The organism is Achromobacter sp. (genome assembly GCF_032102605.1).
Lineage (GTDB): Bacteria > Pseudomonadota > Gammaproteobacteria > Burkholderiales > Burkholderiaceae_B > Achromobacter.
Map to the genome: position 1 here is coordinate 87,313 of NZ_DAMDGT010000018.1, position 23,811 is coordinate 111,123.

Genomic DNA, 23,811 nt, shown 5'->3' on the forward strand with positions numbered 1-23,811 from the left:
CATCAGGCGCCCTCCTGCGGCAGGCCCAGCAAGCCCCGCGCGAGCGTGGCGCCATCGCCCTCGCCCCCTGCGACGGACTCAAGCAGGCGTCGGCTTTCCCCGTTGCGGCCCGCAAGCTGCAACGCGAAGCCGCGCCACGCGTCGAGCAGCGCCCGCTCAGCCGGGTCGGCCATGACGGCCGATTCCAGCAGCGCCACGGCGTCGGGCGCGCGCGCGGTGTTCATCCATGCAACCGCCAGGCCGATCAGCGGATAGGCCGCCGCGGGGCGCAGGCGCCGCAGCGCTTTGAATATGGTTTCGGCGCGAGCCACGTCGCCCGCACCGGCGGCCAGGAAGCCGACCTCGGTCAGCAGCTTGGCGTCGTCCGCCGCAAGCACAAAAGCCGTCTCCGGAGAGACGGCTTGGGCCGCGCCGGCGGATGCCGGCGTACGAGGGCTATCGTTCATGATTCATGACGCGGCCTCGCGCGAAGAAAGTTGCAAAAGGGCCCCTGCCCGCAGCCGCACGTCGTCCGGCGTGCCCGGCGTGCACAGCAGTTCCAGCGTGCGCCGCGCCTGGTCCAACTGGCGCAACGCTAGATGGCATTCCGCCACGCGCAGGGCGGTGGGCAGGGAATCGGGATAGAGGGTCAGGACCAGCGAATAGATACTGATGGCCTCGTCGGCCCGGCCCACCATTTGCAGGCAGACGCCCAGTCCCACCAGGTAGTGCTTGCGGGTCGGACCGTACTGCGCCAGGAAGGCGAACAGGGGCAGCGCCTGCGCGTACTGTTCCTGCGCCACCTGGGCGTAGGCCAGCGCATACACCACTTCCAGCTGCTCCGGCGTAAGCCGGCGGCTGGAAGGCAGCGCTTCCATGCCGCGGTACAGCGCCTCGCCAAACTCACTGCGTTCAATTGCGGTATCGGCCATTTCCTATCCTTGCTGCATATTCGTTTGCGTGGCGGCGCAACAGGCGCCGCATCCGGGGCGTGACATCAGACGGCCATCCGCTTGCCGATGTTCGCCGAGATCTGCGACATGCTGTCCGCCGTGCCGTTGATCATCTGCGTCACCATGCGCAGGCCCTCTTCCATCTGCTGGATCACCTTGGTGATCTCCTCGCGCGACTCCTCCATCCGGGCCTGGAGCTTGCGCGTGATGGCGTCCAGTTCCTTTTTGTCGGCCTGGATGTTCTCGGCCTGGTTCTGCGTCTTGGCCACGTCGATCTTGATAGCGCCCTGCGCTACCTGGGTGGCGCCTTGCGTGATCTGGCCCACCGCCCCCACAATGCGCGCCGCCGTGCTGACCGAGCTGGCGCCGGCCGTCACCGCGATCGTGACCACGCCCACGGCGATGGTCGCGGCCATGCCGAATGCCATCGTGATGGCCATCGAGGTCTTGTCGTTGGCGCCAGCCAGCTCGGCGATGCCGCCGGCCAGCCCGCCGATCAGGTTCGGTTCGATCAGCAGCATGGCGGGCGACGAAATGCCCACCAACCCCGCCACCACCTTGCCGATGCGCTGGGCGGTTTCTTCGCTGACGCCGCAGGCCTGCAGGAACTTGCTGGCGATGGTGGTCATCAGGTTGCCCAGGCTGATCTCCGGTCCGCCGCATTCCTTCGAGACCTGGTCCGCCAATGCGATCGTCGACCCGATCAACGCCATCACGGCCAGGGCCAGCAGCGGCGCGCCCGCGCCGCCCGTGGCAATGGTGCCCGCCGCCAGCACGCCGACAGCGATCGCCGAGAACACCAGGGCGGCGATCTTGCCGATCCAGCCGAAGATCTTGCCCAGGACGCCCTTGCGGTCCGCTTCCTCGCACTTCTTGACGTAGTCCTGGATCTTCTGGAGCTGCGCCTCGTTGTTCTTTTCCATCTTGGTGCGCGCCACCGACAGGCTTTCCTTGGCGCTCGCAATCTGGGTCTCGTCGGACTTGGACCGGATGCTGCGCAGCAGGTCGATCATGTCGCTGGCCGAGAACGACTGCGGCGGCGGCTGGAGCGCCGGCGCGCCGTTCGCGTTGAACACGCCGTCGGCAGCGCCCCCTGCCGCGTCCTTTGCGCCGGGTAGCGTGCCGGCCATGCCCACGAAGGCGTCCAGCAGTTCACGGACCTTGGCCGCGCCAGCGGCGCCCTGAGCCCCGGCCGCGTTTGCGTCCTGGACGCCGTCGCCGCCGGGCAGCGGGACACCGGCGCCGATGCCGGGAGAGTTGGAAGAGATGGAGTTCATGTCGGAATCCTTGGCGACGCGCGGGCTCAGATATTGCGGGCGATGCCGCGGTTGGTTTCCATCCGCGACTGCTCGATGGCGCCCAGCTTGTCGCGCACGTCGCGGATGACGTCCATCATCTGCTGGGCCATTTCCGAGGCCTGCTGCATACCGGACTCGTGCACCTTGGACTGCGCTTCCAGTTCGGCCTTCTTCGCGTCATGCTCGGCGGCCTTGCGTTCCTGGCTGGCGTTGACCATGGAGCCGATGCCACCGGCGATGCCCGACAGGCCGCCGCCGATGTCCGATTGCTTCTTGGCCTGCGATTCGGCGAACTGGCCGCCCTTGGCAAGCGTCACGCCCTGGAGGGCGCCGGAACCCACTTGCGCCAGGCCACCCGCGATCTGGAACGCCCCCGCCACCATCGCGCCCACCATGCGATCCTGCGCGGCGTTGCGGATTTCCTGGGCGGCGCCCTTCAAGGCGCCGATTTGGGCTTCCATCTCGCTCTGGCGGACTTCGCGCGCCGACGTCCGCATGGTCTGGGCCAACTGCTGAAAGAGGGCCATGAAGGCGTAGATGTCCGTCTGCACGTCCATTTCGGTGAACGAGGCGAGCGTGCCCTGCACGCCGGAAACGTCGCCGCCCGGTTTCGCCTCCGGCGCCGGAATATCGCGGACGGCGCCACTGGCGCTTTGCAGAATCATGTCCGCCATGGCGGCGAGCTGCGCGGCGATCGCCGCCGACTCGGCCGGGTTTTTCGCGGCATCGAGCGAACCCATCAGCTTCTGACGGATTGCGTCGCTTGCCTCCTGGTTCAGCTTCGCCCCGTTGGCGGCGTTCTTGGTCAGATCGGCCGACGCCTGATTGGCCAGGTCTCCGGCGCTCTGCAACGGGATGGACCCGCCGCTAGCGGAAATGCTCGTCATGGAATGGCTCCAGTATCTTGGTCTGGCGCGCAGCGGCGCCGATCGGGTTTCAGCTTTGGGGGCTCGACAACGCGCGGCGAAGCACCTGCGCGCGGGCCGCCAGCGTGGAATGCTGCTCGTCGCCTTCGCACATCGCGGCGACCGCATCCAGCGCCTCGATGGCTTCGTCGCGTCGCCCCATCTCGACCAGGGATTCGGCGCTGTGATACAGCGGCGCCGGGTCAAGCGGATTGGCCGCAATGGCCGGCAGGTACTGGCGCATGGCGTCCTCGTGCCGCCCCAGCAACTTGCTGGCCGCGGCCAGGGCCAGACCATAGCGCGGCTGGGTGTGGTCGTAGGACACCAGCGCCGAGAACACCTTGAAGGCCTCGCTGTAGCGCTGCTGCTCGTACAGGGAATAGCCCAGCGCATACATCGCTTCAAGTTCGGCCGGCGTCAGGCCCAGCACGTCGCCCAGCTTGCCGCCTTCGCGGATATAGCTGGCCAGGCCGCCCGTGGCCTCTTCCATGGCCGCGGCCAGGTTGTCGGCCAGCGCGGCGTTTTCTTTGGCGTCCAGACTCATGTCGCTCTCCTCGTTACCCGGGGCGCTTGCGCCGTCACACCATCGGACGCATTTTCTTCATGCCGCCCGACGGCGCCGCGGAGGCAAAGCTCTGGCGCGCCATTTCCTGCGCCACCTCGGCCTCCACAGCCTCCAGGTCCTGGCGGAACAGCGCCTCGGCCTCGGCCTTTTCCTTCGGCCCCAGGCGCTCCGCCGTTACGGCGCGGACCTTCTCCGGGTCGAGACCCTGCTCGCGGTAGAAATCGTCGGACCGCTCCAGGGCGCGGCGGGCGTCGCCCAGCACGCGTTCGGCTTCGGCATGGATCTGTTCGGGGGTCTTTTTCTGGCTCATGTCTTTATCGCGAATCGGGATCGGGTGGAAAAAATCAACGCATGTTGCCGATGATGGCCGAACGGCTGTCCTGCATCTTCTTGACGAAGTTCGTCATCACGTCGAAGGCCTCGTTGCGCTTGTTCGACATGCTTTGCAGGCGCTGCATGTCCATCTGCTGCGTGTTCGACAGGGCATCGACCTTGTTTTTGATGTCCTGGATCGCGGTGTCGATGCTGCCCTTGGTGACTTTGCTGATGCCGCCATCGATCTGCAGCTTGTACTTGTCGGTGTTCAGGTCCAAGCCAGCTGCTTCCATGGCGCTGAACATCGCGTCGCGCATCTGGTTGTAGCGGTTGTCGTTTTCCGTGCCCGCCTTGTTCCAGTCCGGAATGCCGCCGTCCTTCATCTGCGTGTTGCCGTCCTTGCCGGACTTGAACAGGCCAGCCAGGGCGTTCAGGCTGTTCATGGCGTCGTTCAGCTTGCCGATCTGCTTGTTGCGCGCCTGCACTTCGCTGATCTGGGTCTGCAACTGCGCGTCCAGCAACTTGACGCGCTCGCCCTGCACCATCATCAACGCGGTCTCAATATCCATGCTGGACAGGTCGATCTGTCCGATGCCGGCCGCGCCGTTGGAACCATTAACCGTGGTCATTGCTCATCTCCGAAATTTTCGCCATCCGCCGCGATCCTGGGATCGCGCCTGGGTCCGCGTCTGGCGGCCCCTGCATACCGTGTAAGTAACCAGCCCCTGCTGCGAGTTCCACGCCGGTCGGACTTTTTATCCATCCCGGCCGCGCCCGCCGGCGCAGGGCGGCGCGCACCCCGTCAGCGCATGTTGCCGATGATGCTGGACCGGCTTTCCTGCATCTTCTTGAGGAAGTTGGTCATCACGTCGAAGGCCTCGTTGCGCTTGCCCGTCATGCTCTGCAGACGCATCATTTCCATCTGCTGGGTATTGCCCAGCTTGTCGACCTCGTTCTTGGCCGCGGAGATGTCGTTCTTGTTGGTCTCGACCGTGGCGGCGTTTTCCTTGATCTTCGCCTCCAGTTCGGCCACCTTCCCGCTGATCTGGTCCACCCAGCCCTGCACCACCCGCCCCTTGGCGTCCATCGTGCCGTTGCCGTCCACATCCCGGGGCGCATCGGCGCCGGTCGGCACGGTCAGGCCGGAGTCCTGGATCTGTTTCAGCGTCGCGTGAGACAGCGCGTGGTCGTCGCCCTGGCCCCACGACAGGCCGTACCAGCCCTCGGGATTCGGGCATTTGCTGGCCGCCAGCCGACCCTGAAGATCCTTCAGTTCCGCGATCTGCGCCTCCATCGACACGTTGGACGCTTCCAGATCCAGGTTCTGCGCCGATTTGGCGGTTATGGATTCGTTCAGGCCGGCCATTTCGGCATTGCGCGCATTCACCGAATCGAGCTGCGACCGCAACGAGTCTTCCAGCAACTGGGCGCGCTGCGACTGGACCGCCATCAGGGCGGTTTCCAGATCCATGCTGGACAGATCCAGACCCGCGACACCCCCTACACCCGCTCCTGACACCGAGGACATTGATTTCTCCTTGAATTGATTACGCCAGCGTCGGCGTCCGCAAGAGACCAAGGGTTAACCCTTGTCGATCATCCTCCGGCGCGCCTTGCCGTCGCCGGCCGCTGCTACCCCGTGTTCGTAACGGTTGCCGCGCCTTGGTTCCAAGCGGCGCGGATGGAACTTTTCCGGCCGTCCCGTTACTACCCCTGACTACGCGCGGCCTCTCCGGCCGCACCCCGCGCCTTATGAACCGAATCGAAGCTGGACTGCCCTCTTCCGCCTTTTCCTCGACGACCTCGCACGCCGACGTTTCGCACGGTCAGCAGCAGGTCGGAACGATGCTCGGCCAAGCCGCTGTCGCCGTGGACGGCGAATTCTCGCTGGCCGATTCCGCCGAGGAATTGAGCCTGCACATGGCGGAAAAGACCGAAGACAAGCACCACTCCGAGCGCAAGATGCGCGGAGAGGCGCCCCTGCAGCTGATGAGCGCTGAAGCGATCCTGGCCTACATGGCCGAGACGCACGACGCCGATGCCCAGGAAAAGCTGGTTGAACTGGCGCGTTTTCTCCTTGGCGGGAAAGGCGATCCGCGCCAGGCCGCCGGCAAGGCGTTCGGCGACGTCTCGCAGCAATTCCTGGCCCTGCAATACGCGCTGCGCCAAGGCGAACGCGAGGGCGCGGCCGAGGACGTGCTTGACGGCCTGCGCGAAGCGCTGGCCGATCTGGAACTGGAAAGCGGACCGCAGATCCGGGCCGGCCTGAACACCGTGTCCGCCGCCGGCGCGTACGCCAACGACACCCAGGGCGTCGCCGACTTCCAGCGCACATACCGCGACGTGGTGCTGGGGGAATCTTCCCTGGCCAAGACGCTGGCCCTGGCGCTGGAGCGCTTCGGCGGCAAGGACGTGGGCCGCGGCCTGCAGCAGCTGATCCTGGCGCTGGGCCAGGACCTGGCCGCCGCCCGCCCGTCCACCAGTCCTGACCGCCTGCAATCCCTGGTGCAGGATCTCTATCAACTGGGCACCGCGGTCACCGTCCTGGACGGCTGCGCGGAACTGGCTGCCAAACTCAAGCGCGACCACGGCGCGGCGTTCGAATCCGAGCGCCTGATGCAGGACCTGGTCAACGTCAGCAACGAAAAATGGGTGTCCGAAGCGCGCTTCTCGGGCCTTGCGGGTTCACACGGCGTCGCCACCGTCGAAGGGCGCATCGCATTTCTGGGCGGCGTGCGCGCGGTGCTCAAGGACCTGCCCGTGCAGGTCTATGCCGATGCCGACACCCGGCAGTCCGTCCTGAACGCCGCGCAGCAGGCCCTGGATACGGCCATCGACGAGGAATACGAATGAACAGCCTGGACAGCGCGATCTCCGCCTTGGGCGAGGACATCGGCATGCCCGGCCTGGCGCTCGGCGCCGGCGGCAACCTGGCCCTGCAACTGGAGTCCGGCCGCCGCGTCGCCGTGGAACCCGCCGGCGAGGAAGTGCTGGTCTATGTATCCGAGCCCGTGCCCTACGACGCCGCGGACCGTCTGCACAAAGCCTGGCGGCGCGCGCATTATTCGCGCCTGGACGACTGGCCCGTGCAGGCCGCGCTGCGCGAACAGGACGGCCTGCCGCGGCTGCTGGCGGTGACACGCCTGCCAGCCGGCGACGCCAGCGCACACAAGCTCAGGCAAGCCGTCGACTACCTGTCCCGCTGGCTCGACGCCGCGCGCGACGACTGAACCCGCAAACACGGAGAACTTTCATGTCCGACATGCGCATCAACGGCCTTGCATTCGACCGCGGCATCGACAGCATTTCGTACGCCGGCCGCGAAGCCAGCGGCCAGCAGCTTCCCGAACGCCACGAACTCACGCCTCCCGCGGACGGCGTGCGAGCGCAGCTGGCGCAACTGCTGGACAAGCCCAACACGGCGCGCTACCTGGACGAACAACTGCGCCCGGCGCTGGAAAACCGCGACCTGCTGATGCCCGCGAAATTCCAGCAGGCGCTGCAATCGGCGCTGGACGGCCTGGCCGCCGCGGCCGAACAAACCCAGCACCAAAGCCAGGACGACGCGCGCACGCTGAATCGGGCGCTGCGGTTGCTGAAGGACGAAGCGGGCCTGCGCGACCTGGTCGCCATGTACCGCAGCGCGCTGTACCAAGGATGAAGACCGGATGCCGCTGAACCACGAGGCGCGCGAGCTGCTCAGCCTGCTTGCCTATGTCTATCTTGAAAACAATCGGCCCGAGAAAACGGCCGTGCTGCTGAACGCCCTGCGCGCACTGAGGCAGGCCGAACCGCGCCAGCTTGCGGCGCTGGCCCTGGCGCAACTACGCGCCGGCAAGCCCGAGACCGCGCTGACCACCCTGGATGGCCTAGCCATGCAGGGCGGCGTCGACGCTCCTTTCCACCTGATCCGCGCCCAGACCCTGCTGGCCCTGGAGCGGCGGGACGAGGCCGCCGCGGCCATGCGCGCGTATGTCGCGCTGCGCCCCGCCACTGCCTTGCCCACCGAAACCGAGCCGACCTGAAGCCCCATGCAAGCCCTTAACCGCGCGGTCGCCGCCGCCACCAGCCGCAACGATATCGTCCTGGCGATACTGATCGTCTCGATCATCTTCATGATGATCCTGCCGCTGCCGACCACGCTGGTCGACGTGCTGATCGGCGCCAACATGACGCTGTCGGCCATCCTGCTGATGGTCGCCATGTACCTGCCGTCGCCGCTGGCGTTCTCATCGTTTCCGTCGGTGCTGCTGGTCACCACCCTGTTTCGCCTGGGCATTTCCATCGCCACCACGCGCCTGATCCTGCTGCAGGGCGACGCCGGCCACATCATCGAGACCTTCGGCAATTTCGTCGTGGGCGGCAACCTGATCGTCGGCCTGGTGGTGTTCCTGATCCTGACCATCGTGCAGTTCGTCGTGATCACCAAGGGCGCCGAGCGCGTGGCCGAAGTCGCCGCGCGCTTCTCGCTGGACGCCATGCCGGGCAAGCAGATGTCGATCGACGCCGACTTGCGGGCAGGCACCATCGACATGGACGAGGCGCGCAAGCGCCGCTCCGTCGTCGAAAAGGAAAGCCAGCTTTACGGCGCCATGGACGGCGCGATGAAGTTCGTCAAAGGCGACGCCATCGCGGGCCTGATCATCGTGGCGGTCAACCTGCTGGGCGGCATCCTCATCGGCACCATGCAGCGCGGACTGTCCGCGGGCGAGGCGGTGCAGGTGTATTCCATCCTGACCATCGGCGACGGCCTCATCGCGCAGATTCCGGCGCTGTTCATCGCGATCTGCGCGGGCATCATCGTGACGCGGGTGCAGACGGGCGATGGCCCGTCCAACGTCGGCAAGGACATCGGCGCGCAGATCCTGGCGCAGCCGCGCGCCCTGCTGATCGCCGCGGCGATCGCGGTGGGCATGGGCCTGATTCCCGGCATGCCCACCCTGACCTTCCTGGCCCTTGCGGCGGTGGTCGGCACCATCGGCTTCGTGCTGCTGCGCGGCACGCGCAAGGTCGTGGACGAAAAGACCGGCGAAATCACCGAAATTCCAGCGCTGGCGGCGGACGGCCAGAAGCCGGCGGCCAAGCCCCGCAGCGACGGCAGCGCGGAATTCGCGCCCACGCTGCCGCTGATGATCGACGTGGCCGCGCACCTGCAGCGCAGCTTCGACGCCGACGATCTGAACGAGGAACTGCTCAAGATCCGCCGCGCGCTGTACTTCGACCTGGGCGTGCCGTTCCCGGGCATCCAGCTTCGGTTCAACGACGCGCTGCCCCAGGACACCTACAACATCCTGCTGTCGGAAGTGCCGGTATCGCAGGGCAAGCTGCGTCCGGGCGCGGTGCTGGTGCGAGACACCGAACAGAATCTGCAGGCTTTGCAGGTTCCGTATGAAACTGACAAGCGCTTCCTGCCCAACATCCCGACTATCTGGGCGTCCGCCGACCTGGCGCCCACGCTGTCCGCGGCCGGCATCCCGTTCCTGGACCCGCACCAGGTGCTGACATGGCATCTGGCTTTCGTGCTGAAGAAGTATTCGTCCGACTTCATCGGCATCCAGGAAACCCGTTTCCTGCTGACCGCCATGGAAGATCGCTTCCCGGATCTGGTGAAGGAAGCGCTGCGCGTGATGCCGGTGCAGAAGATCGCGGAGATCATGCAGCGCCTTGTGTCCGAGGACATTTCCGTGCGCAACCTGCGCGCAGTGCTTGAAGCCTTGATCGAATGGGGCCAGAAGGAAAAGGACACGGTGCTGCTCACCGAGTACGTCCGGGTCTCGCTCAAGCGCCACATCAGCTACAAGTACTCCACCGGGCAGAACATCCTGCCCGCCTATCTGCTGGCCCCCAACGTCGAGGAAACGGTCCGCGGCGCCATCCGCCAGACGTCCGCGGGCAGCTATCTGGCGTTGGATCCCAATGCGTCCAAAAAGCTCGTCGACAACATCAAGCGCGCCACCGGCGACCTGAACGCCACGGCGCAAAAGCCGGTGCTGCTCACGTCCATGGACATCCGCCGCTACCTGCGCAAGATGATCGAACAGGACCTCTACGAACTGCCGGTGCTTTCCTACCAGGAACTCACGCAGGAGATCAACGTGCAGCCGCTGGCCCGGGTGGACCTGTGAACGCGCGCCATAGCGGAGGCTCGGCATGAGCGAAGCGCTTGAACTGCGCGTCCTGAGCGGCCTGCACCGCGACGCGCGCTGCCTGGTGGAAGACGGCGCGGTGCTGGGCGCCGACCCGGCTTGCGACATCGTGCTGGCCGACGACGGCATGGCCGCGCGCATGGCGCGCGTGCGCCTTGGCCCGAACGGCTGGGATCTGGCGCTGGGCGACAGCCAGCCCGACGGGCCACCGGCAACGCCCTGGAACCGGCCTGCGACGCTCGGTCCGATATGGATCACGGTGGCGCGGCGCGGCGACCCCTGGCCGCGTCTGCCCGACATGGCCGATGCGACGCCAGCGGCCGCGGACCCGCCGCCAGTCGCGCCGGACGCTGCCCTTGCCGTTGCTTCGGCGGCGCAAAACGCGGCGTCGAACGCCGCCGCGACGCCCGCGGCAGACGAAGAAGTCCAGCTGGAACGCCGCCTGCCGCTGCCGCCCGTGCAGGGCCGCCGCCGCAAGCGCGATTCCTGGCCGATGGCGCTGGGCCTGGGCGCGGTGCTGCTGACCATCATCGTGGCGATCTCGCTGGCGCTCATTCCGCCGTCCACCGCCAAGCGGGCGCCCACGCCCGACCCGCGCCTGGCCGCGGCCGAGAAATCCATGGGACAGATATCCGCCGTGTTCGAACGCATGGGGCTCGCGTCGCGCCTGCACGTGGCGCTGTCGCGGGACGGCACGGTCACCGTGTCCGGCTGGGTGCGCAACGCGGCCGAGCAGGACGCCGTGGCCGCCTCGCTGTCGCAGATCTGGCCGATGCCCGCGATGCGCATCAGCAATGAAGAAGAGGCCGTGCGCACGGCCCGCGACGCGCTGCGCGCCTTCAGCGTCAAGTACGAGCCGCGGTACCAGGGCGACGGCCGCCTGAACATCGCCGGCGTCGCCACCAGCGCGCGCGAACGCGCGTCCGCGATGGACGCGCTGCGCGCGCAGTTGCCGGGCATGACCGTGCTGGGCAACGACATCGTGCTGACGCAACAGGTCAGCGACACGTTCTCCAGCCAGATGGTGGACGCAGGGCTTTCCGGCGTCACGCTGGCCTGGAAGGCGGACTATCTGGACATCGCCCCGGGCGCGCTGGACGACGACCAGCGGCAACGCCTGCAGGACCTGGTGGACGACTTCAACAAGCAGTATTTCGGCGTGGCCAGGATCGCCGCCGCCGGCCCCGCCGGGCCGGCCGACAGCGTCCCCTTCGTGATCCGCAGCGTGGTGGGCGGCCCCCAGCCTTTTGTCGTGCTGGAAGACGGCAGCAAACTGCTGGTGGGCGGCGTCTACCGCAAGTACCGGCTGGTCGCCGTCGAGAACACCCGCATCATCTTCGAGGGACCGCGCAGCGCCATCGTGACGCGCTGACCGTCCAGACCCCTATCGTTGCTTATCGGAAAACCGTCGCCATGAACGCACCCGCCGCCCTGACCGAACTGGAACACCGCCTGGCCGCCCCCGGCGGCGCGGAGCTGGGCGCGTCCCTGGCCGCGCGCCTGGCGCGGCTGGAACACGCCGCCCGCACGCGCATGGATGCGGGTCTGCCGCCCGCCGCTTTCCAGGACTGCCTTGCGGTGGCCGATGCTGCGCAGGCGGCCCGCGAAGTCCTGGCGCAATACCCGTCCCAATCTTCCTCCGATGCCGGCGCCCCGACGCCGCCATCCCGATTCACTTCCTTGTCCCGCTAAGGAGACCCCGCATGGCAATCAACGGCCTTACCGGCTCGTCCGGCCTGAATTTCAACAGCGTCAACAGCACGATCTACGACAGCATCCGCACGCAGGAAACCAATCTGCAATCGACGCTGGCGAGCATGCAGACGAATGCCGACGGCAGCGTGTCGCAGGCGCAGATGCTGCAGATGCAGCAGCAGATCCAGCAATGGACGATGATGATCGACATCCAGAGCACGATCACCAAGCAGATCGCCGATTCGCTGAAGGGCGTGATCCAGAAGTCGAGCTGACGCAAGGCGGGCGGCGCCGCCGCCTACACCGACTGCATCATGAAGGCGGGATTGCGCCGCAGCGCGTCCACGTCCGGAACGGCGCTCGCGCTGCGTTTCTCCCAGGCCTCGACCTGGACTAGCAGCGCGTCGATCGCGGCCAGCAGCGTATCCGCGCGGCAGTCGACGCGCGGCACGCCCAGTTGCAGATGCATGCGGCCATCCGGCGCGGCGCAGGCAACTACGCCGCCGCCGGCCTGCATGAAGTTGCTTTGCGCCGCCAGCATGGCCAGCGCGTTGTCCATCTTGCCCCCCACCCCGCACGACAGCAGGATCTGCGCCCGCGCGCCATGATCCATGAGCTGCACCAGGTGCCGGCCATCGAATGCAAGCTGGCACAGGCCGCCCTCTGCGGGCGCCAGAGCGGGAATGCCCAAGGTCTGGCCGAGTTCGGAGAGTATCCGGGCGAATAGGGGATCTGACACGGTAGGCGTTCGGGCCGGGGCCGCGCGATCGAGACGGCGCCGCAGGCACGGGAGCGGGAGAGGCGCCAATCTTACCCGCGTTCGGAGCAACGGCCAATCGGGGGAACTCATGGGCGAGCTTCCGTTACTCACGGATCAGGTTCCACTCCGTGAGGCCCTCATGGCACACAATTCGATTTCCGACATCGCGCAGGCCGCCGCCGAATACACGCACGCGGCCTTCCATTCCCCCGTCGACGGCGCGCCCCCGGCGCAATGGGCCGTTCCGCTGGACGACCAGCATCGGCTGGGCATGGCCGCCAACCCGAACGACGGCAGCGTCGTCCTTTCGGCCTGGCGCCGCGCCTTCAACGATGCGCCCGACACCGACGACCTGCTGGGCGAGGCGCTCTTGCGCCGTGGCTTCGAGACGCGTCTTGGCGCCGGCCTGATCGGCGGCGTCACCCCGGAGCTTGGCGCCAGCTTGAGCCTGCCGCTCTATGCGCCCTGCGATGCGCAGCCTTTGCAGGATGCTGCGGATGCCCTGCTGCGCGAGCTTGATCGCGTCGATGGCGCCGCAGGCGACGAGCCCGACGCCCTTCCCGTCGTCCCGGCCGATGCGCGCGCGCTGCTGGGCGACGCGCAGCAAGCCGAACGCGACCTGTCCCGACTGGCCCAAAGCTGCGGGCTTGATGCCTTGCCGGCCGGCTCCCGCCATTTCGACCTGCTGTTCGACGACCTGCCCGGCCGCGTCACGCTGCATCCGTCCAACCGCCTGCTCGTCGTCGACTTCTTCGTATACGACGCCGTCGCCTTGCAGGGCAGCCTGCGCCGCGCCGTGATCAAGAGTGCGCTCCTGATCAACCAGAACGCGCTGCGCGGACACGCCTTCGTCGTCGGCCTGGACAGCCGCGACTTCGTCACCACCACCGGCCGCATCGCGCTGGACCGCCTGGATGACGACCTCTGGCCGCGCTGGCTGCAGTACCAGGTGACGCAGGCGCTGGACACGCGCGGTCTCGTGCAGAGCCTGTCGCTGGAAAACGCGGACATCTCGTTTGGCGGCGCCGGCGGCGCGGCCACGATCGCACCGGGAGAACTGGCATGACCAACATTTCCAGCCATATCCAGAACAGCGCCAGCGCTCCCGCCTGGCAGGCGCCCGTCCAGACGCCCACGTCGCTGCTCGGCCAGTTGAAGGGCCTGTTCGTCACGCCCGACAGCAGCGCGACCCACGTGCAGGCAGCCAAGGACTCGTTCGAGCAGTACTTCCAGCAAGAGACCAGCGCGCTCGCCAACATGATGGGGCCCAAGGGCATCGAGAGCTTCGCGGGCGACGTCCAGGCGAAATTCGAATCTATCGTGCAGCGCACCTTCGATGCGCTGCCGCGCAAGGAAGACGGCTCGGTCGGCGGCAAGGACTTCGCGTCCGCGATGAAGAAGGCCGGCGCCCAGGCCGCGATGGCGCTGGACCGCCTGAAGGTCGACGCCGCGCGCAATGAACTGACGGCCAACCTGCGCCCGGCGGACAACAGCCCGCAGATCATTCCCCACAAGGGCAAGTTCGTGGTCATCCGGCCCGCGCCGCAGCTCGAGAACCTGGTGCTGCGCGGCGGCGGCGCGAAGGGCATCGGCTACAGCGCCGCGCTGGACCAGATGGAAAAATCCGGCATGATGGCCGGCCTGAAGCACCTGGCGGGTTCGTCCGCCGGCGCGCTGACGGCCACCTGCCTGGCTTGCGGCCTGTCGGCATCGGAGTTCGAAAGCGGCCCCGCCGACGCGCTCTTCCGCCCCGGCGTGCTGGATGCGCTCAAGGGCGGCGGCGATCTCACCCGCCTGTACCCGGACCTGGAAATGGGCGGCGGCCTCGCACCCGCCGTAGCCTCGCTGAAGGTCGTGGACCAGACCAGCGCCAACAGCGTCTCCAACTTCCTGAACAGCCACTGGAACGACGGCGCCTTCCAGGCCAAGCTCCAGCAACTGGACCCGGTCGTGCAGGTGCGCCTGGACGAACTGCGCCAGCCGCAGAACTTCGACGACAACCGCCAGGGCAAGATGGTCACCTTCGGCGACTTGAAGGCACTGCATGAACTGGCGCCCGAGAAGTTCAAGAACCTGACGCTGACCGGCTGGAACAAGACCGACCAAAGAGAGGTCTACTTCGACGCCCAGACCGCGCCCGACATGCCGCTGGCCTATGCGGCGCGCATGTCGATGGCCTTCCCCATCGCATTCAAGGCCGTGTCGATCGACATGGACGGCGGCAAGAAGGTCTTCGCCGACGGCGGCATCGGCAGCAACATGCCGTCCGAGGTGTTCCTCAAGCCCAACGACGCGACCGGCGCCCGCGTGCATCTGGATGCGGACGCCAAGGGTGAAATGCGGGCGCGCACCCTGCTGATGACGTTCGACGAAAGCGGCAAGGCCTACCAGATCATGCACGGCGGCAAGCCCGAGGCCAAGCCGCCTGGCGTGCTCGACAAGGTGAAGGCCTTCTTCGTCAACCTGATCACCAGCCATCCCGACCAGGCGGGCGCCAACCTGAAGGACCAGAAGAAGGTCTGGAACGCGGGCCCGAACGCACTGCCGGTGTTCCATGGCGACATCAGCACGCTGACGTCCAACATCAGCGACGAAAAGCAGCACCAGGCCCATATGCTGTCGGCGTGGAAGGCCCTGGAACAGATCGACGCGCGCACGCAGCAGGCCTATTCGACGCGCTGCGACTCGCTGGAAGAAGTGGCGGCCATGCTGTCGCCGGACGAAAAGCTTGCGCTGCAATCGCTGTCGAATCCGGACGCGCAGCAGTCACGGCTGCTGGCGCTGATCAACGGCCTGGGCAACAGCGCGCCGCCCCCGTTGACGATGTTGCAGGTCTAGCACGCAAAGGAATTCGCGGAACTCCCGGGTCAGAGCGGCAACACCGCCCTGGCCCGGCACACCGCGCCCAGCCGCCCGGCGTCGGCCGCATGCGCGCGCCACAAGCGCAGCAAGCGATCGGCGCCGGTGCTGCGGGTGTCGACGACGTATCTTGCGTAGTCCAGCCAACGGCATTCGTCGGCATCCAGGCCGCCCTCGGCCACCGCCAGGACGTCTTGCGCCAGCGCGCACACGGCCTCGTCGTCCAGCGCATGCCGCATCGCATCGGCACGCAAGCCGCGCAGGCGCAGCCAGCCCCAGTCGCGAACCAGGTCCTCCGCCTCGTCCAGGTTGCGCATCAGCCCCAGTTGCAGGGCAGACGGCGCCATCGCAGTGGTCGCGGCGACAGCCTGGCCTGCGTCGTCCACCAGTTGCGCATCGGCAAAGCCCGCTCCCGGCGCCCGGCCCTCGATATAGCCGACCACGCCCAGCCCGGCGTACAGCTCCTCGATGCCGCCCGGCCGCTGCCATGCCTCGCGCAGCGCCTGCAACGTCGGCGGCGATTCCAGGCGATAACGCCACCGCGCATCCAGGAAATGCGCGAATTGCGAATACTCGAAATGCCCGCCCTGCGGCACGACGGTCACCGCCGCGCCAGTATCGGTGCGCAGCCCCGGCCAACCGTCCGACGCCATGAAGCGCGTCAGCGACGGGCTGCCCTGCAGGTATACGCCCACGGCGGACTTGTAGCCGTCTTCCGGCGTCAAAGGCAGGCATCGGCTGGCCGTGCCCGGCCCGAACATCCAGCGAAAGTAATCGCCCAGGTCGGCAAAAGGACGCTCCGGCAGCCGCTGCAGATAATGATCGCCGGCGTAGCGCGAATAGCGGAACATCCGGTCCCACACCGTCAGCCGGTTTTCCTTGAAGCCTGTCTCCCGGCCGTTCTCCAGCGGGCTGTTGGCAAAGATCGCCACGCTGGCCGGCGCCAGCGCCAGCACCACGTTCAGCGCCCGCGCCGCCTGGCGCACGTCGATCGACGTGCACGGACTGTTCTGCGCCTTGCCGTCGATGCCCACGCGATGCAGCCATTCGCGGTGCCCCACCAACTCGCGATAGATGGGCCGCGGCACCTGAACGGCGGAGTACCAGGCCGGGTCCAGCGTGCAAGCCGGATGTTCAGACACGTTCAACACCGTCGCGCCTTCCGCATCCAGCGCCGCCTGCGCGTCTTCCAGTTCCCGCCGCACGCGACGGCCCAGCTCCGCCAGTCCGCCCTCCTCCGAGGACACCGGAGCGAAAGCGGTCTCCAACAGGTTGAAGCCGTTATCCAGCCCGCTGTCGCCCGCCGCCACCGTCACCCCCACGTCCCGCCCGGCAATGCGATACAGATCCGGCGACTCATCGCGCGCGGCCTTGATCCTGGCCAACCGCCCGAAATACCCCGCCACTGGATGGCTCGCACCCGTATCCCGGCGCGCCACGGTCATCTCCATCTCCAGACCCAGCGTTTGCCCGGCGCGCGCGATCACCGGCGGGCTCCGGCATTGCGGACGAAGGCGGTGCAACCCGAAAGAGGGGTGAAGTCGGCGGACATGGTGGTCTTCTCTGTCAACAAAACACGATCGTGTGTGCTTAGTAACAGGACAAGGCCGGCCGTTCCCTTTGCCGCTCCGAGGGATTCCAAGAGCAGACTTCGCTCAACTCCGTTCGCGCCTGCAAACAAGGCCGCCCGCTATATCCGCACGAATTTCAGACATTGCTGATGGTGTGTTTCAACGCGATCCCTAGACTCGAGCGATTCGGCCATCGCAGGAGCCACCATGCACGGAAAAGAAATCATTGGGTTGGGCAGGAAGATCTTGAACGCCGGCTCGGCAGAGCCCGGCGCCAGCGGCGCACGCCGCAGCGGCTGCAACCACGCCGACACCGCGGTAGCAATCGCCGAGTACATGGTCCGCGAAATGAAGACCAACCCCTTCACCATCGAAGCCCGGAAAATCGCGATGGCAAACGCCGCCGATCCCGAAGAGTGGCTCGCCAAATGGCGGAAAGAACCCTGGTACGCCCGCCTGGTCGGGCCACCCGATTACTACGGCGCCGCGATGTCGCAGAAATTGATTGCGTATGCCATGTGGACGGAAAGAGTCGCGCCGAACCGGCCGTGGGATCACAAACGCATTCTGAGGGCGAAATTCCCGACCGACCTGGAGGCTGGGTGGCACAAATATGGTGATTGCGAGTACTTCCTGGACATCTGGTCGAACATCCACTACGGCTACGTCGGCGTTGCTCTGGGATTCAGCGCCGGTGAGATGATCAACGGGGCGGGGCTGGCGCAGTACTTAGATAATCTACGAAGACGGGAACCCCAGCATGACCACCCGGAACTAGGCCCTTGGCCGGCCAGTGCAGACGACATACAGGATCACCTTTCAATCAAGCTTGGGACAGATCTTTACTATGACGTTCCGCCCCACGCCTTGACGGCCGAAAAGCTTCTGGAGCGAATCGTGGCCGTGCCGTTGCCCTGGGGCGCCCATGGAAATCGCGCAAAGCAAAGGCATGCGTGCCTTCAAATGTGAGCCGCATATGAGAACTTTCTACCTAAAAGAGACAGGCCGTGGGGTCTACGTGGCCTTCCTAGTATGGGTATTGTTCTCACTATTTTGCCGTCCGATCGTGGCACTGCATTATTCCCCGACGGCCAGCGCTCCCATCACCTTTTTTTTTGATAGCGACGAATACCTTACTAAACGCGAGATGGCACCCGGCGCATCAAAATTCATCCCGACCACGATGAACCCTGCTTCCGACATGTGGATCACGATCACGTTCCCGTTTGATAGTAAAGACGTACTGAAAGTCACACAGCCATTCAGCCGGATAGACGTGTATATCGGCCCAGGCGCCTGCATAGAACGGACAGAAATTCGGCATGGCTTTTTTGCCCGTTTCACCGATCCGGACTTTCATGACGATTGGTGGCATTGAGCGGAACCGGTGCGGACGACCGGCCATATTCCCCTCCGGGGCCCAACCGCGCTTGGCTCGACAAATAAGCGGCGGAAAGCCAGCTCCCCGACGCGCGTTGGATCAGCCGCGCAGGAGCGACAACGACACAGACTCCGCCGATTGTGTCTTTTCAAGCGCTGCCTAGACTCAACCATCCCGTAGCGCCTTCGGTTCGCGGGTTCAGATGACACGCCGAATTTCGTTTGGCGCGGGGAGAATACGAAGATGCGCTATCTGAATTGGATATGCCGAGCGGCATGGGTGTATTTCCTTGTATGGCTCCTGTTCATGCTGTCATGCAGGCCTATTGTGGCGTTGCACTATTCCGCCAAATCCTCGGAATCAGTCGTCTTCTACCTCCTCACCGACGGAACCGTGACGAAGAGTGAGATCGCGCCCGGTCAATCAAATTTCACCCCCACCGCGATGAACCCAGACTCCGACATGCTTGTCATGCTTTCCTTTCCCTCCGGAAGCGGAGGTGGACTGGAAATCACGGAGCCTTTCAGTCGAGTAGACGTGTACTTCGGCCCGGGTGTTCGCATAGAACGGACGGAAATTCGGCACGGGTTTTTTGCCCGCTTCACCAATCCGGACTTTCATGACGATTGGTGGAATTGAGCAGAACCAGCGCGGAAGAGCGGCCGCATGCCGTTCAAAGACCAACCGGGGTCGCTCGCCTCAAAAGCAGAGGGGGCAAGCCAGTTCCTGACGAACGCTGGCCCCTTCAACCGTGCAGGTGCGACCACGACTCAGACTCCGCCGATTGTGTATTTCCAAGCTCGGCCTAGACTTTGCCATCTTGCAAAGCCTTTGGCCGGTGGATGCAGGCCACACACCGAACTTCAATTGGCATGAGGCGAATACGAAGATGCGCTACCTAAGTTGGACCTTCCGCGCGATCTGGGTGTATTTCCTGCTATGGGTCCTGTACATGTGGCTCTGCACCCCAGTCGTCGCGCTGCATTATTCCGCCAAGGCCACGGAACCGATCGGCTTCTACTTGGATACTGAGTCCAGCAACCTGAAGCGTGACCTGGCGCCGGGGGAATCACGGTGGTACGCCACTGACATGAACCGCCCCCCCTACATGTGGGTCACGGTTTCGTTCCCGTTCCACAGCAAGGATTTTCTGAACTTCGAAGGGCCCTTCAGCCGCATAGACGTGTACATCGGCCCCGGCGCCCAGATAGAACAGACAGAAATTCGGCACGGCTTTTTTGCCCGTTTTACCGACCCGGAATTCCATGACGATTGGCGGGATTGAGCAGACCGTATGCCGCACCGCCCGCCCTCCACCACGCCCCTCAATCCAGCTTCACCTTCGCCCCCTCGATCACCGGCTTCCACTTCAAGTAATCCTGCTTGATCGTCGACGCGAACTGGTCCGGCGTGGTGGGCATGGCTTGCGCCCCCTGCGCGGCCAGCGCTTCCTGCATTGCCGGCAAAGCAAGCACCTTGTTCAGTTCGGTGTTCAGCGTCCTAATGATGGGCTTCGGCGTCTTGGCCGGCGCGAGCAGCCCGTACCAGACACGCACGTCAAAACCGGGATAGCCAAGCTCGGCCACCGTGGGCACGTCCGGCAGGACCGGACTGCGCTGGGGCGACGTGACGGCAAGTGCCACCGCGCTGCCCGCTTTGAGCTGCGGAGCCGCCGACGGAATGGACGTGAAGATCACCGGAACTTGTCCGCCAAGCAGGTCGGCCATGGCGGGGCCTGATCCTTTGTACGGAACGTGGACGAACTTGATGTCCGCACGTTGTTGCAAAAGCTCGGCGGCCAGGTGCGTGATGGTGCCGGCGCCGGGCGATCCGTAGTTGACCGTCCCGGGCGCCTTTCTGGCCGCTTCCACCAGCGCCTTCAGGCTTTGGTATGGGCTGTTTTTACCCGCCACGATGACGAGAGGGGCTTCGCCGACGATGCCGATCGGCTCGAAGTCCTTGACGGGATCGTACGAGAGCTTGCTGTAGATGGACGGTGCGACCGCCAGGTTGTCGACCTGTCCCATGACGATTTCATAGCCATCCGGCTTGGCGCGCGCCGCCGCTCCGATGCCGATGGTTCCGCCTGCCCCCGGCCTGTTTTCCGCCACGACGTTCCATTTGGTGGTTTCGCCCAGCTTGGCGCTGACCGTGCGCGACAGAAAATCCGTGCCGCCGCCGGGCGTGAACGGAACGATGATGCGAATCGGCTGGTTGGGATACGGGTCCTGGGCGTGGGCGGTTGCGGCAACGCCCAGCGCGCAGGCTGACAGGAGCAAGGTGCGTAGCATGTCGTGTGTCTCCATCGTTATAGGCATATCGGCAGGCGCTGACGGCCTGTTCGTCCTACCGCGGCGCCGTCATACGACGCCGCGTTCCTGCAAGCCGCGGATGTCCGCCTCGGCAAATCCAAACCGCAGCAATACGCTTTCGGTGTCCGCGCCCAAGGCAGGAGCCGGCTCCGCCGGCTTGGCCGCCGCCTGCGCGAACTTGATCGGGAACCCCAGCATCCGGACCTCGCCGTGCTCGCCGTGGGGCACGTCCATGGCCATCTGCTGATCCTGAACCTGGGGATCGTCGAAGACCTCCTGCAGATTCAGGACCTGTCCGCAGGGCACGCCGAACCGGTTCAGGCGTTCGATCCAATGCGCGCTCGTGTGCTGCCGGGTGCGCGCCTGGATTTCCTCGGTGATGGAAACGCGGTTCCGCATGCGGTCGGCGTTGGTCTGGTAGCGCGGATCAGCGCGCAGCTCTGGCAGCTCCAGCGCATCAAGCAGCTTGTGATAGACGACGTCGTTGCTCGGCGCGATGGCGACCTGTCCGTCGGCCGTCTCAAACAGGCCGTACGGCGCCGCGATGCCGTGATCATTGCCGGTGCGCGCCGGCAGCCTGCCGTCGGCAAAATAGTTCGACGCCTGAAAGCTCAGCAGCCCGATCATGCTGCCCAGCAGGCTCACGCTGATGCTGTCGCCCTGGCCGCTGCGCTCGCGCCGCAGCAGCGCCGCCACAATGCCCAGCGCACCGTTCATGCCGGCGACCAGATCGCTGATGGGCGGACCCGCGCGCATGGGCGGCTGCTGTTCGCCGCCATTCAGGCTCATGAACCCGCTCATGGCTTGCGCAATGAAATCGAAGGCCGGCCGGTCGCGGTACGGACCTGTCGTGCCGAAGCCGTTGATGCTGCAATGGATGATGTCTGGCCGCAGCGCTTTAAGCGCATCGTCGTCCAGTCCCATCTTCTGCATCACCCCGGGCCGGTAGTTCTCCACCACCACATCGCATTGCGCGATCAGGCGACGCAGCACGGCCTTGCCCTCTTCGCTGTAAAGGTCCAGGGTGACGGATTTCTTGTTGCGGTTGTAGTTCGCGAAGTACCAGCTCAGTCCATCGCGAATCACGCCTTGCTGGCGAACGGGGTCCCCTTCCCCCGGCGCTTCGATCTTGATGACCTCGGCGCCCATGTCGGCCAGCAGCGAGGTGCAGAAGGGACCCGAAATGATGCGGGTCAGGTCCAGAATGCGCAGTCCGGATAAGGGCATGGATTCCACTGTGTCGAAGATTTCAAAGGATCAACCGACCGCCGCCACGGCGCCGTCGTAGTCATGCAGGGCCAGACGAGGCCCGGCCTTCATCACCTGCCCGGGCAGGCGGCGCTTCATCACTTTCTCCAGGTGCCTGGACGCCTCGATCAGCGCGCCAAGATCGATGCCGGTCTCGATGCCCATTTCGTGCAGAAGATTGACGAGATCCTCCGTGCAGATGTTGCCCGTGGCGCCCGGCGCGAACGGGCACCCGCCCAGTCCGCCCAGCGAAGATTCGAACGACGTGATGCCTGCGTGCAGTCCTTCGACCACATTCACCAACCCCAATCCGCGCGTGTTGTGAAAATGCAAGGACAGATCCATCGCGGGAAAATCCGCCCGCAGCGCTTCGACTGTCTTGCGCACCAGCCGCGGCGTCGCCATGCCCGTCGTATCGCCCAGCGTGACCGCGTCGAATTCCAGCCTGGCAAACTCGGCCACGATGGTCTTCAGTGTTGCGATGTCCACGTCGCCCTCGAACGGACAGCCGAAGGCCACCGCAATGGCGCCCTTGCGCCGGATCGATTGGCCCTGCAACAACGCGGCCACCTCTTCGATGTCGCGCAGCGACTGCTCCACGGGGCGATTCAGATTCTTGCGGTTATGGCTTTCGCTGGCAGACAGGAACACCACGACCTCATCGGCCCGGGACGCCAGGGCCCGTTCCACGCCTTTGCGATTGGGCGCCAGCGCGCTCAGGACCACGCCCGGGCGCTTGTCCACCTGCTCCAGCAGGGCGACGGCGTCGCTCAACTGCGGCACCGCACGCGGCGATACGAACGACGTGGCCTCGATGTGCCGCACACCGGCGGCAATCAGCTGATTCAACAGAGCGGCCTTGGTCTCGGTCGGCACGAATTCCGGCTCGCTCTGCAGGCCGTCTCGCAGGCCAACCTCCACGACTTGCACGCGACTGGGCAGGCTCATTGGCTGTCTCCTGACGCCCGAGCCGGGCTCGGGGCTGAACATGGGATGGATGAGCCATCTTGCGAGCTCACGCCCTGGCGCACAAATCGCGAATCTTCAACGGGGCATCGCGAAACGCGATGGCTCGTTTTCCAGTGTCCGGGCCGAGCCGGCAAATTCCGCTGCGCAGCATGAGGCGGCGCAAACGCACGGTCAGCCTCAGGCGACCGACGCAGCACTCTCATGAATCAGGTGTTCAAGCAGCAACCGCGCCGCTCCCGACAAGGGTTCATTGCTGCGCACGCACAATTTGATCTGGCGCTGCGCCCACGGATCGGTCAAAGGGATAATCCTGAGATCGTCGCAGGTGAACAAAGACAGCGCCTCGGTCGGCACAATGCCGATGCCCAGCTCGTGACGCACCATCGACACCAGCGCATCGTAGGACGTGACCTGGAACCGCAGCCGCACCGTCCGATTGACGGCCGCCGCCTCGCGGGTAAACAGATAGTTCGCCGCGCTGCCCCGATGCATGCCCACGTGGTCGTATTCCAGCGTGTCGGCGAACGCGACGCTGTCACGCGCCGCAAGCGGATGGGCTCGATGGGCCACCAGCGTCATGACGTCGCGCCGGTAGGGAAAAATGCGCAGCCCGCTGTCGTCGTCGGTCTGGGTGTAGATGCCGATATCGGCCTCGTTTTCCTGAACGGCCCGCGTCACCGCAGCGCTGACGTTTTCTTCCAGGTCGATCCGCACGCCCGGGTGCTGGTCCAAAAAGCGCCGCAGGTCTTCCGGCAGAAACTGCGTGATGGATGAAAGATTGGCCGCCACCCGCACGTGCCCGCGTAAGCTCCCCCTTCAGGTAGACACCAACCGGTAGAATTTCGGAGCCTCCCT

Annotated in this window: 27 protein-coding genes and 1 pseudogene; 14 read left to right on the plus strand and 14 right to left on the minus strand. The window is 65.6% G+C overall.

Annotation, left to right across the window (positions count from 1 at the left end):
• Window positions 1-2 precede the first annotated feature (2 nt).
• The 8 genes from RT614_RS26345 to RT614_RS26380 form a co-directional block, all read right to left on the minus strand.
• Window positions 3-446, minus strand: coding sequence for a tetratricopeptide repeat protein (locus tag RT614_RS26345; protein WP_313625259.1), 444 nt, complete (start codon window positions 444-446; stop codon window positions 3-5).
• A 3-nt stretch (window positions 447-449) separates the two neighbouring features.
• The gene (locus RT614_RS26350) at window positions 450-911 is read right to left on the minus strand and encodes a tetratricopeptide repeat protein (RefSeq protein ID WP_313625261.1); all 462 of its coding nucleotides are present in this window, start codon (window positions 909-911) and stop codon (window positions 450-452) included.
• A 65-nt stretch (window positions 912-976) separates the two neighbouring features.
• On the minus strand, window positions 977-2,209 hold the full coding sequence (sctE, locus tag RT614_RS26355; protein WP_313625263.1) for a type III secretion system translocon subunit SctE: 1,233 nt from the start codon (window positions 2,207-2,209) through the stop codon (window positions 977-979).
• A 26-nt stretch (window positions 2,210-2,235) separates the two neighbouring features.
• The gene (gene sctB / locus RT614_RS26360) at window positions 2,236-3,117 is read right to left on the minus strand and encodes a type III secretion system translocon subunit SctB (protein WP_313625264.1); all 882 of its coding nucleotides are present in this window, start codon (window positions 3,115-3,117) and stop codon (window positions 2,236-2,238) included.
• Between the two features lie 49 nt (window positions 3,118-3,166).
• A complete protein-coding gene (locus RT614_RS26365; RefSeq protein ID WP_313625265.1) occupies window positions 3,167-3,679 on the minus strand; it encodes a SycD/LcrH family type III secretion system chaperone in 513 nt (170 codons plus the stop codon).
• Window positions 3,680-3,713: 34 nt separating this feature from the next.
• A complete protein-coding gene (locus RT614_RS26370) occupies window positions 3,714-4,010 on the minus strand; it encodes a hypothetical protein (protein ID WP_313625266.1) in 297 nt (98 codons plus the stop codon).
• Window positions 4,011-4,044: 34 nt separating this feature from the next.
• Complete coding sequence (locus RT614_RS26375) at window positions 4,045-4,644, minus strand: hypothetical protein (RefSeq protein WP_313625267.1); 600 nt, start codon at window positions 4,642-4,644, stop codon at window positions 4,045-4,047.
• Between the two features lie 173 nt (window positions 4,645-4,817).
• Window positions 4,818-5,543 (minus strand): hypothetical protein, encoded by a 726-nt coding sequence (locus tag RT614_RS26380; RefSeq protein WP_313625269.1) that lies wholly within the window; start codon window positions 5,541-5,543, stop codon window positions 4,818-4,820.
• A 224-nt stretch (window positions 5,544-5,767) separates the two neighbouring features.
• On the opposite strand from RT614_RS26380, the gene sctW reads away from it, so the two are divergent.
• Genes sctW through RT614_RS26420 form a run of 8 tightly spaced genes read left to right on the plus strand, consistent with a single transcriptional unit; the run spans window position 5,768 to window position 12,131 of the window.
• On the plus strand, window positions 5,768-6,868 hold the full coding sequence (gene sctW / locus RT614_RS26385) for a type III secretion system gatekeeper subunit SctW (protein ID WP_313625271.1): 1,101 nt from the start codon (window positions 5,768-5,770) through the stop codon (window positions 6,866-6,868).
• Window positions 6,865-7,245, plus strand: coding sequence for a hypothetical protein (locus RT614_RS26390; protein ID WP_313625273.1), 381 nt, complete (start codon window positions 6,865-6,867; stop codon window positions 7,243-7,245). The genes sctW and RT614_RS26390 overlap by 4 nt, the downstream gene beginning before the upstream one ends.
• A 23-nt stretch (window positions 7,246-7,268) precedes the next feature.
• Window positions 7,269-7,676, plus strand: a complete 408-nt coding sequence (locus RT614_RS26395; RefSeq protein ID WP_313625274.1) for a hypothetical protein — start codon at window positions 7,269-7,271, stop codon at window positions 7,674-7,676.
• 7 nt (window positions 7,677-7,683) lie between these two features.
• Window positions 7,684-8,040 (plus strand): hypothetical protein, encoded by a 357-nt coding sequence (locus RT614_RS26400; RefSeq protein WP_313625275.1) that lies wholly within the window; start codon window positions 7,684-7,686, stop codon window positions 8,038-8,040.
• 6 nt (window positions 8,041-8,046) lie between these two features.
• The gene (gene sctV / locus RT614_RS26405) at window positions 8,047-10,140 is read left to right on the plus strand and encodes a type III secretion system export apparatus subunit SctV (RefSeq protein ID WP_313625277.1); all 2,094 of its coding nucleotides are present in this window, start codon (window positions 8,047-8,049) and stop codon (window positions 10,138-10,140) included.
• 25 nt (window positions 10,141-10,165) lie between these two features.
• A complete protein-coding gene (gene sctD / locus RT614_RS26410) occupies window positions 10,166-11,533 on the plus strand; it encodes a type III secretion system inner membrane ring subunit SctD (RefSeq protein WP_313625279.1) in 1,368 nt (455 codons plus the stop codon).
• A gap of 41 nt (window positions 11,534-11,574) precedes the next feature.
• Window positions 11,575-11,853: a hypothetical protein gene (locus tag RT614_RS26415; protein WP_313625280.1), complete on the plus strand. Its 279-nt coding sequence runs from the start codon at window positions 11,575-11,577 to the stop codon at window positions 11,851-11,853.
• 11 nt (window positions 11,854-11,864) lie between these two features.
• Entirely contained in the window at window positions 11,865-12,131 is a 267-nt protein-coding gene (locus tag RT614_RS26420; protein ID WP_313625282.1) for an EscF/YscF/HrpA family type III secretion system needle major subunit, read from the plus strand.
• A 23-nt stretch (window positions 12,132-12,154) separates the two neighbouring features.
• Here the strand turns inward: RT614_RS26420 and RT614_RS26425 are convergent, their stop codons facing one another.
• Window positions 12,155-12,595 (minus strand): CesT family type III secretion system chaperone, encoded by a 441-nt coding sequence (locus RT614_RS26425; protein ID WP_313625284.1) that lies wholly within the window; start codon window positions 12,593-12,595, stop codon window positions 12,155-12,157.
• 160 nt (window positions 12,596-12,755) lie between these two features.
• On the opposite strand from RT614_RS26425, the gene RT614_RS26430 reads away from it, so the two are divergent.
• Both RT614_RS26430 and RT614_RS26435 read left to right on the plus strand, forming a co-directional pair.
• The gene (locus RT614_RS26430; RefSeq protein ID WP_313625286.1) at window positions 12,756-13,682 is read left to right on the plus strand and encodes a hypothetical protein; all 927 of its coding nucleotides are present in this window, start codon (window positions 12,756-12,758) and stop codon (window positions 13,680-13,682) included.
• A complete protein-coding gene (locus tag RT614_RS26435) occupies window positions 13,679-15,454 on the plus strand; it encodes a patatin-like phospholipase family protein (RefSeq protein ID WP_313625288.1) in 1,776 nt (591 codons plus the stop codon). The genes RT614_RS26430 and RT614_RS26435 overlap by 4 nt, the downstream gene beginning before the upstream one ends.
• Window positions 15,455-15,483: 29 nt before the next feature.
• Here the strand turns inward: RT614_RS26435 and RT614_RS26440 are convergent, their stop codons facing one another.
• On the minus strand, window positions 15,484-16,962 hold the full coding sequence (locus tag RT614_RS26440; protein ID WP_313625290.1) for a glutamate-cysteine ligase family protein: 1,479 nt from the start codon (window positions 16,960-16,962) through the stop codon (window positions 15,484-15,486).
• Between the two features lie 291 nt (window positions 16,963-17,253).
• Here RT614_RS26440 and RT614_RS26445 point away from each other — a divergent pair, with 291 nt between their 5' ends.
• The 4 genes from RT614_RS26445 (at window position 17,254) to RT614_RS26460 (ending at window position 19,712) form a co-directional block, all read left to right on the plus strand.
• A complete protein-coding gene (locus RT614_RS26445; protein WP_313625292.1) occupies window positions 17,254-18,015 on the plus strand; it encodes a polymorphic toxin type 44 domain-containing protein in 762 nt (253 codons plus the stop codon).
• A complete protein-coding gene (locus tag RT614_RS26450; RefSeq protein ID WP_313625293.1) occupies window positions 17,972-18,424 on the plus strand; it encodes a hypothetical protein in 453 nt (150 codons plus the stop codon). The genes RT614_RS26445 and RT614_RS26450 overlap by 44 nt, the downstream gene beginning before the upstream one ends.
• A 246-nt stretch (window positions 18,425-18,670) precedes the next feature.
• A complete protein-coding gene (locus tag RT614_RS26455; RefSeq protein WP_313625294.1) occupies window positions 18,671-19,066 on the plus strand; it encodes a hypothetical protein in 396 nt (131 codons plus the stop codon).
• A gap of 250 nt (window positions 19,067-19,316) precedes the next feature.
• Entirely contained in the window at window positions 19,317-19,712 is a 396-nt protein-coding gene (locus tag RT614_RS26460; protein ID WP_313625296.1) for a hypothetical protein, read from the plus strand.
• Window positions 19,713-19,752: 40 nt separating this feature from the next.
• Here the strand turns inward: RT614_RS26460 and RT614_RS26465 are convergent, their stop codons facing one another.
• From RT614_RS26465 to RT614_RS26480, 4 genes and pseudogenes are all read right to left on the minus strand, one after another.
• Window positions 19,753-20,718: a tripartite tricarboxylate transporter substrate binding protein gene (locus RT614_RS26465; RefSeq protein ID WP_313625297.1), complete on the minus strand. Its 966-nt coding sequence runs from the start codon at window positions 20,716-20,718 to the stop codon at window positions 19,753-19,755.
• Between the two features lie 69 nt (window positions 20,719-20,787).
• Window positions 20,788-21,966, minus strand: coding sequence for a CoA transferase (locus tag RT614_RS26470; RefSeq protein WP_313625299.1), 1,179 nt, complete (start codon window positions 21,964-21,966; stop codon window positions 20,788-20,790).
• A 30-nt stretch (window positions 21,967-21,996) separates the two neighbouring features.
• Window positions 21,997-22,935 carry a hydroxymethylglutaryl-CoA lyase gene (locus RT614_RS26475; protein ID WP_313625300.1) on the minus strand — a complete coding sequence of 313 codons (939 nt, stop codon included), beginning with the start codon at window positions 22,933-22,935 and terminating at the stop codon, window positions 21,997-21,999.
• 198 nt (window positions 22,936-23,133) lie between these two features.
• Window positions 23,134-23,757, minus strand: a pseudogene (locus RT614_RS26480) (LysR substrate-binding domain-containing protein); the annotation flags it as partial.
• Between the last annotated feature and the right edge of the window lie 54 nt (window positions 23,758-23,811).

What these genes read in the sequence shown, in the direction of transcription:
- sctV (WP_313625277.1), top strand. Translation starts at nt 8,047, where the DNA reads ATGCAAGCCCTTAACCGCGCGGTCGCCGCCGCCACCAGCCGCAACGAT.
- RT614_RS26420 (WP_313625282.1), top strand. Translation starts at nt 11,865, where the DNA reads ATGGCAATCAACGGCCTTACCGGCTCGTCCGGCCTGAATTTCAACAGC.
- RT614_RS26430 (WP_313625286.1), top strand. Translation starts at nt 12,756, where the DNA reads ATGGCACACAATTCGATTTCCGACATCGCGCAGGCCGCCGCCGAATAC.
- RT614_RS26380 (WP_313625269.1), bottom strand. Translation starts at nt 5,543, where the DNA reads ATGTCCTCGGTGTCAGGAGCGGGTGTAGGGGGTGTCGCGGGTCTGGAT.
- RT614_RS26470 (WP_313625299.1), bottom strand. Translation starts at nt 21,966, where the DNA reads ATGCCCTTATCCGGACTGCGCATTCTGGACCTGACCCGCATCATTTCG.
- sctD (WP_313625279.1), top strand. Translation starts at nt 10,166, where the DNA reads ATGAGCGAAGCGCTTGAACTGCGCGTCCTGAGCGGCCTGCACCGCGAC.
- RT614_RS26365 (WP_313625265.1), bottom strand. Translation starts at nt 3,679, where the DNA reads ATGAGTCTGGACGCCAAAGAAAACGCCGCGCTGGCCGACAACCTGGCC.
- RT614_RS26475 (WP_313625300.1), bottom strand. Translation starts at nt 22,935, where the DNA reads ATGAGCCTGCCCAGTCGCGTGCAAGTCGTGGAGGTTGGCCTGCGAGAC.
- RT614_RS26450 (WP_313625293.1), top strand. Translation starts at nt 17,972, where the DNA reads ATGGAAATCGCGCAAAGCAAAGGCATGCGTGCCTTCAAATGTGAGCCG.
- RT614_RS26445 (WP_313625292.1), top strand. Translation starts at nt 17,254, where the DNA reads ATGCACGGAAAAGAAATCATTGGGTTGGGCAGGAAGATCTTGAACGCC.
- RT614_RS26415 (WP_313625280.1), top strand. Translation starts at nt 11,575, where the DNA reads ATGAACGCACCCGCCGCCCTGACCGAACTGGAACACCGCCTGGCCGCC.
- sctE (WP_313625263.1), bottom strand. Translation starts at nt 2,209, where the DNA reads ATGAACTCCATCTCTTCCAACTCTCCCGGCATCGGCGCCGGTGTCCCG.
- RT614_RS26455 (WP_313625294.1), top strand. Translation starts at nt 18,671, where the DNA reads ATGCGCTATCTGAATTGGATATGCCGAGCGGCATGGGTGTATTTCCTT.
- sctB (WP_313625264.1), bottom strand. Translation starts at nt 3,117, where the DNA reads ATGACGAGCATTTCCGCTAGCGGCGGGTCCATCCCGTTGCAGAGCGCC.
- RT614_RS26465 (WP_313625297.1), bottom strand. Translation starts at nt 20,718, where the DNA reads ATGCTACGCACCTTGCTCCTGTCAGCCTGCGCGCTGGGCGTTGCCGCA.
- RT614_RS26400 (WP_313625275.1), top strand. Translation starts at nt 7,684, where the DNA reads ATGCCGCTGAACCACGAGGCGCGCGAGCTGCTCAGCCTGCTTGCCTAT.
- RT614_RS26345 (WP_313625259.1), bottom strand. Translation starts at nt 446, where the DNA reads ATGAACGATAGCCCTCGTACGCCGGCATCCGCCGGCGCGGCCCAAGCC.
- RT614_RS26350 (WP_313625261.1), bottom strand. Translation starts at nt 911, where the DNA reads ATGGCCGATACCGCAATTGAACGCAGTGAGTTTGGCGAGGCGCTGTAC.
- RT614_RS26395 (WP_313625274.1), top strand. Translation starts at nt 7,269, where the DNA reads ATGTCCGACATGCGCATCAACGGCCTTGCATTCGACCGCGGCATCGAC.
- RT614_RS26375 (WP_313625267.1), bottom strand. Translation starts at nt 4,644, where the DNA reads ATGACCACGGTTAATGGTTCCAACGGCGCGGCCGGCATCGGACAGATC.
- RT614_RS26370 (WP_313625266.1), bottom strand. Translation starts at nt 4,010, where the DNA reads ATGAGCCAGAAAAAGACCCCCGAACAGATCCATGCCGAAGCCGAACGC.
- sctW (WP_313625271.1), top strand. Translation starts at nt 5,768, where the DNA reads ATGAACCGAATCGAAGCTGGACTGCCCTCTTCCGCCTTTTCCTCGACG.
- RT614_RS26390 (WP_313625273.1), top strand. Translation starts at nt 6,865, where the DNA reads ATGAACAGCCTGGACAGCGCGATCTCCGCCTTGGGCGAGGACATCGGC.
- RT614_RS26435 (WP_313625288.1), top strand. Translation starts at nt 13,679, where the DNA reads ATGACCAACATTTCCAGCCATATCCAGAACAGCGCCAGCGCTCCCGCC.
- RT614_RS26460 (WP_313625296.1), top strand. Translation starts at nt 19,317, where the DNA reads ATGCGCTACCTAAGTTGGACCTTCCGCGCGATCTGGGTGTATTTCCTG.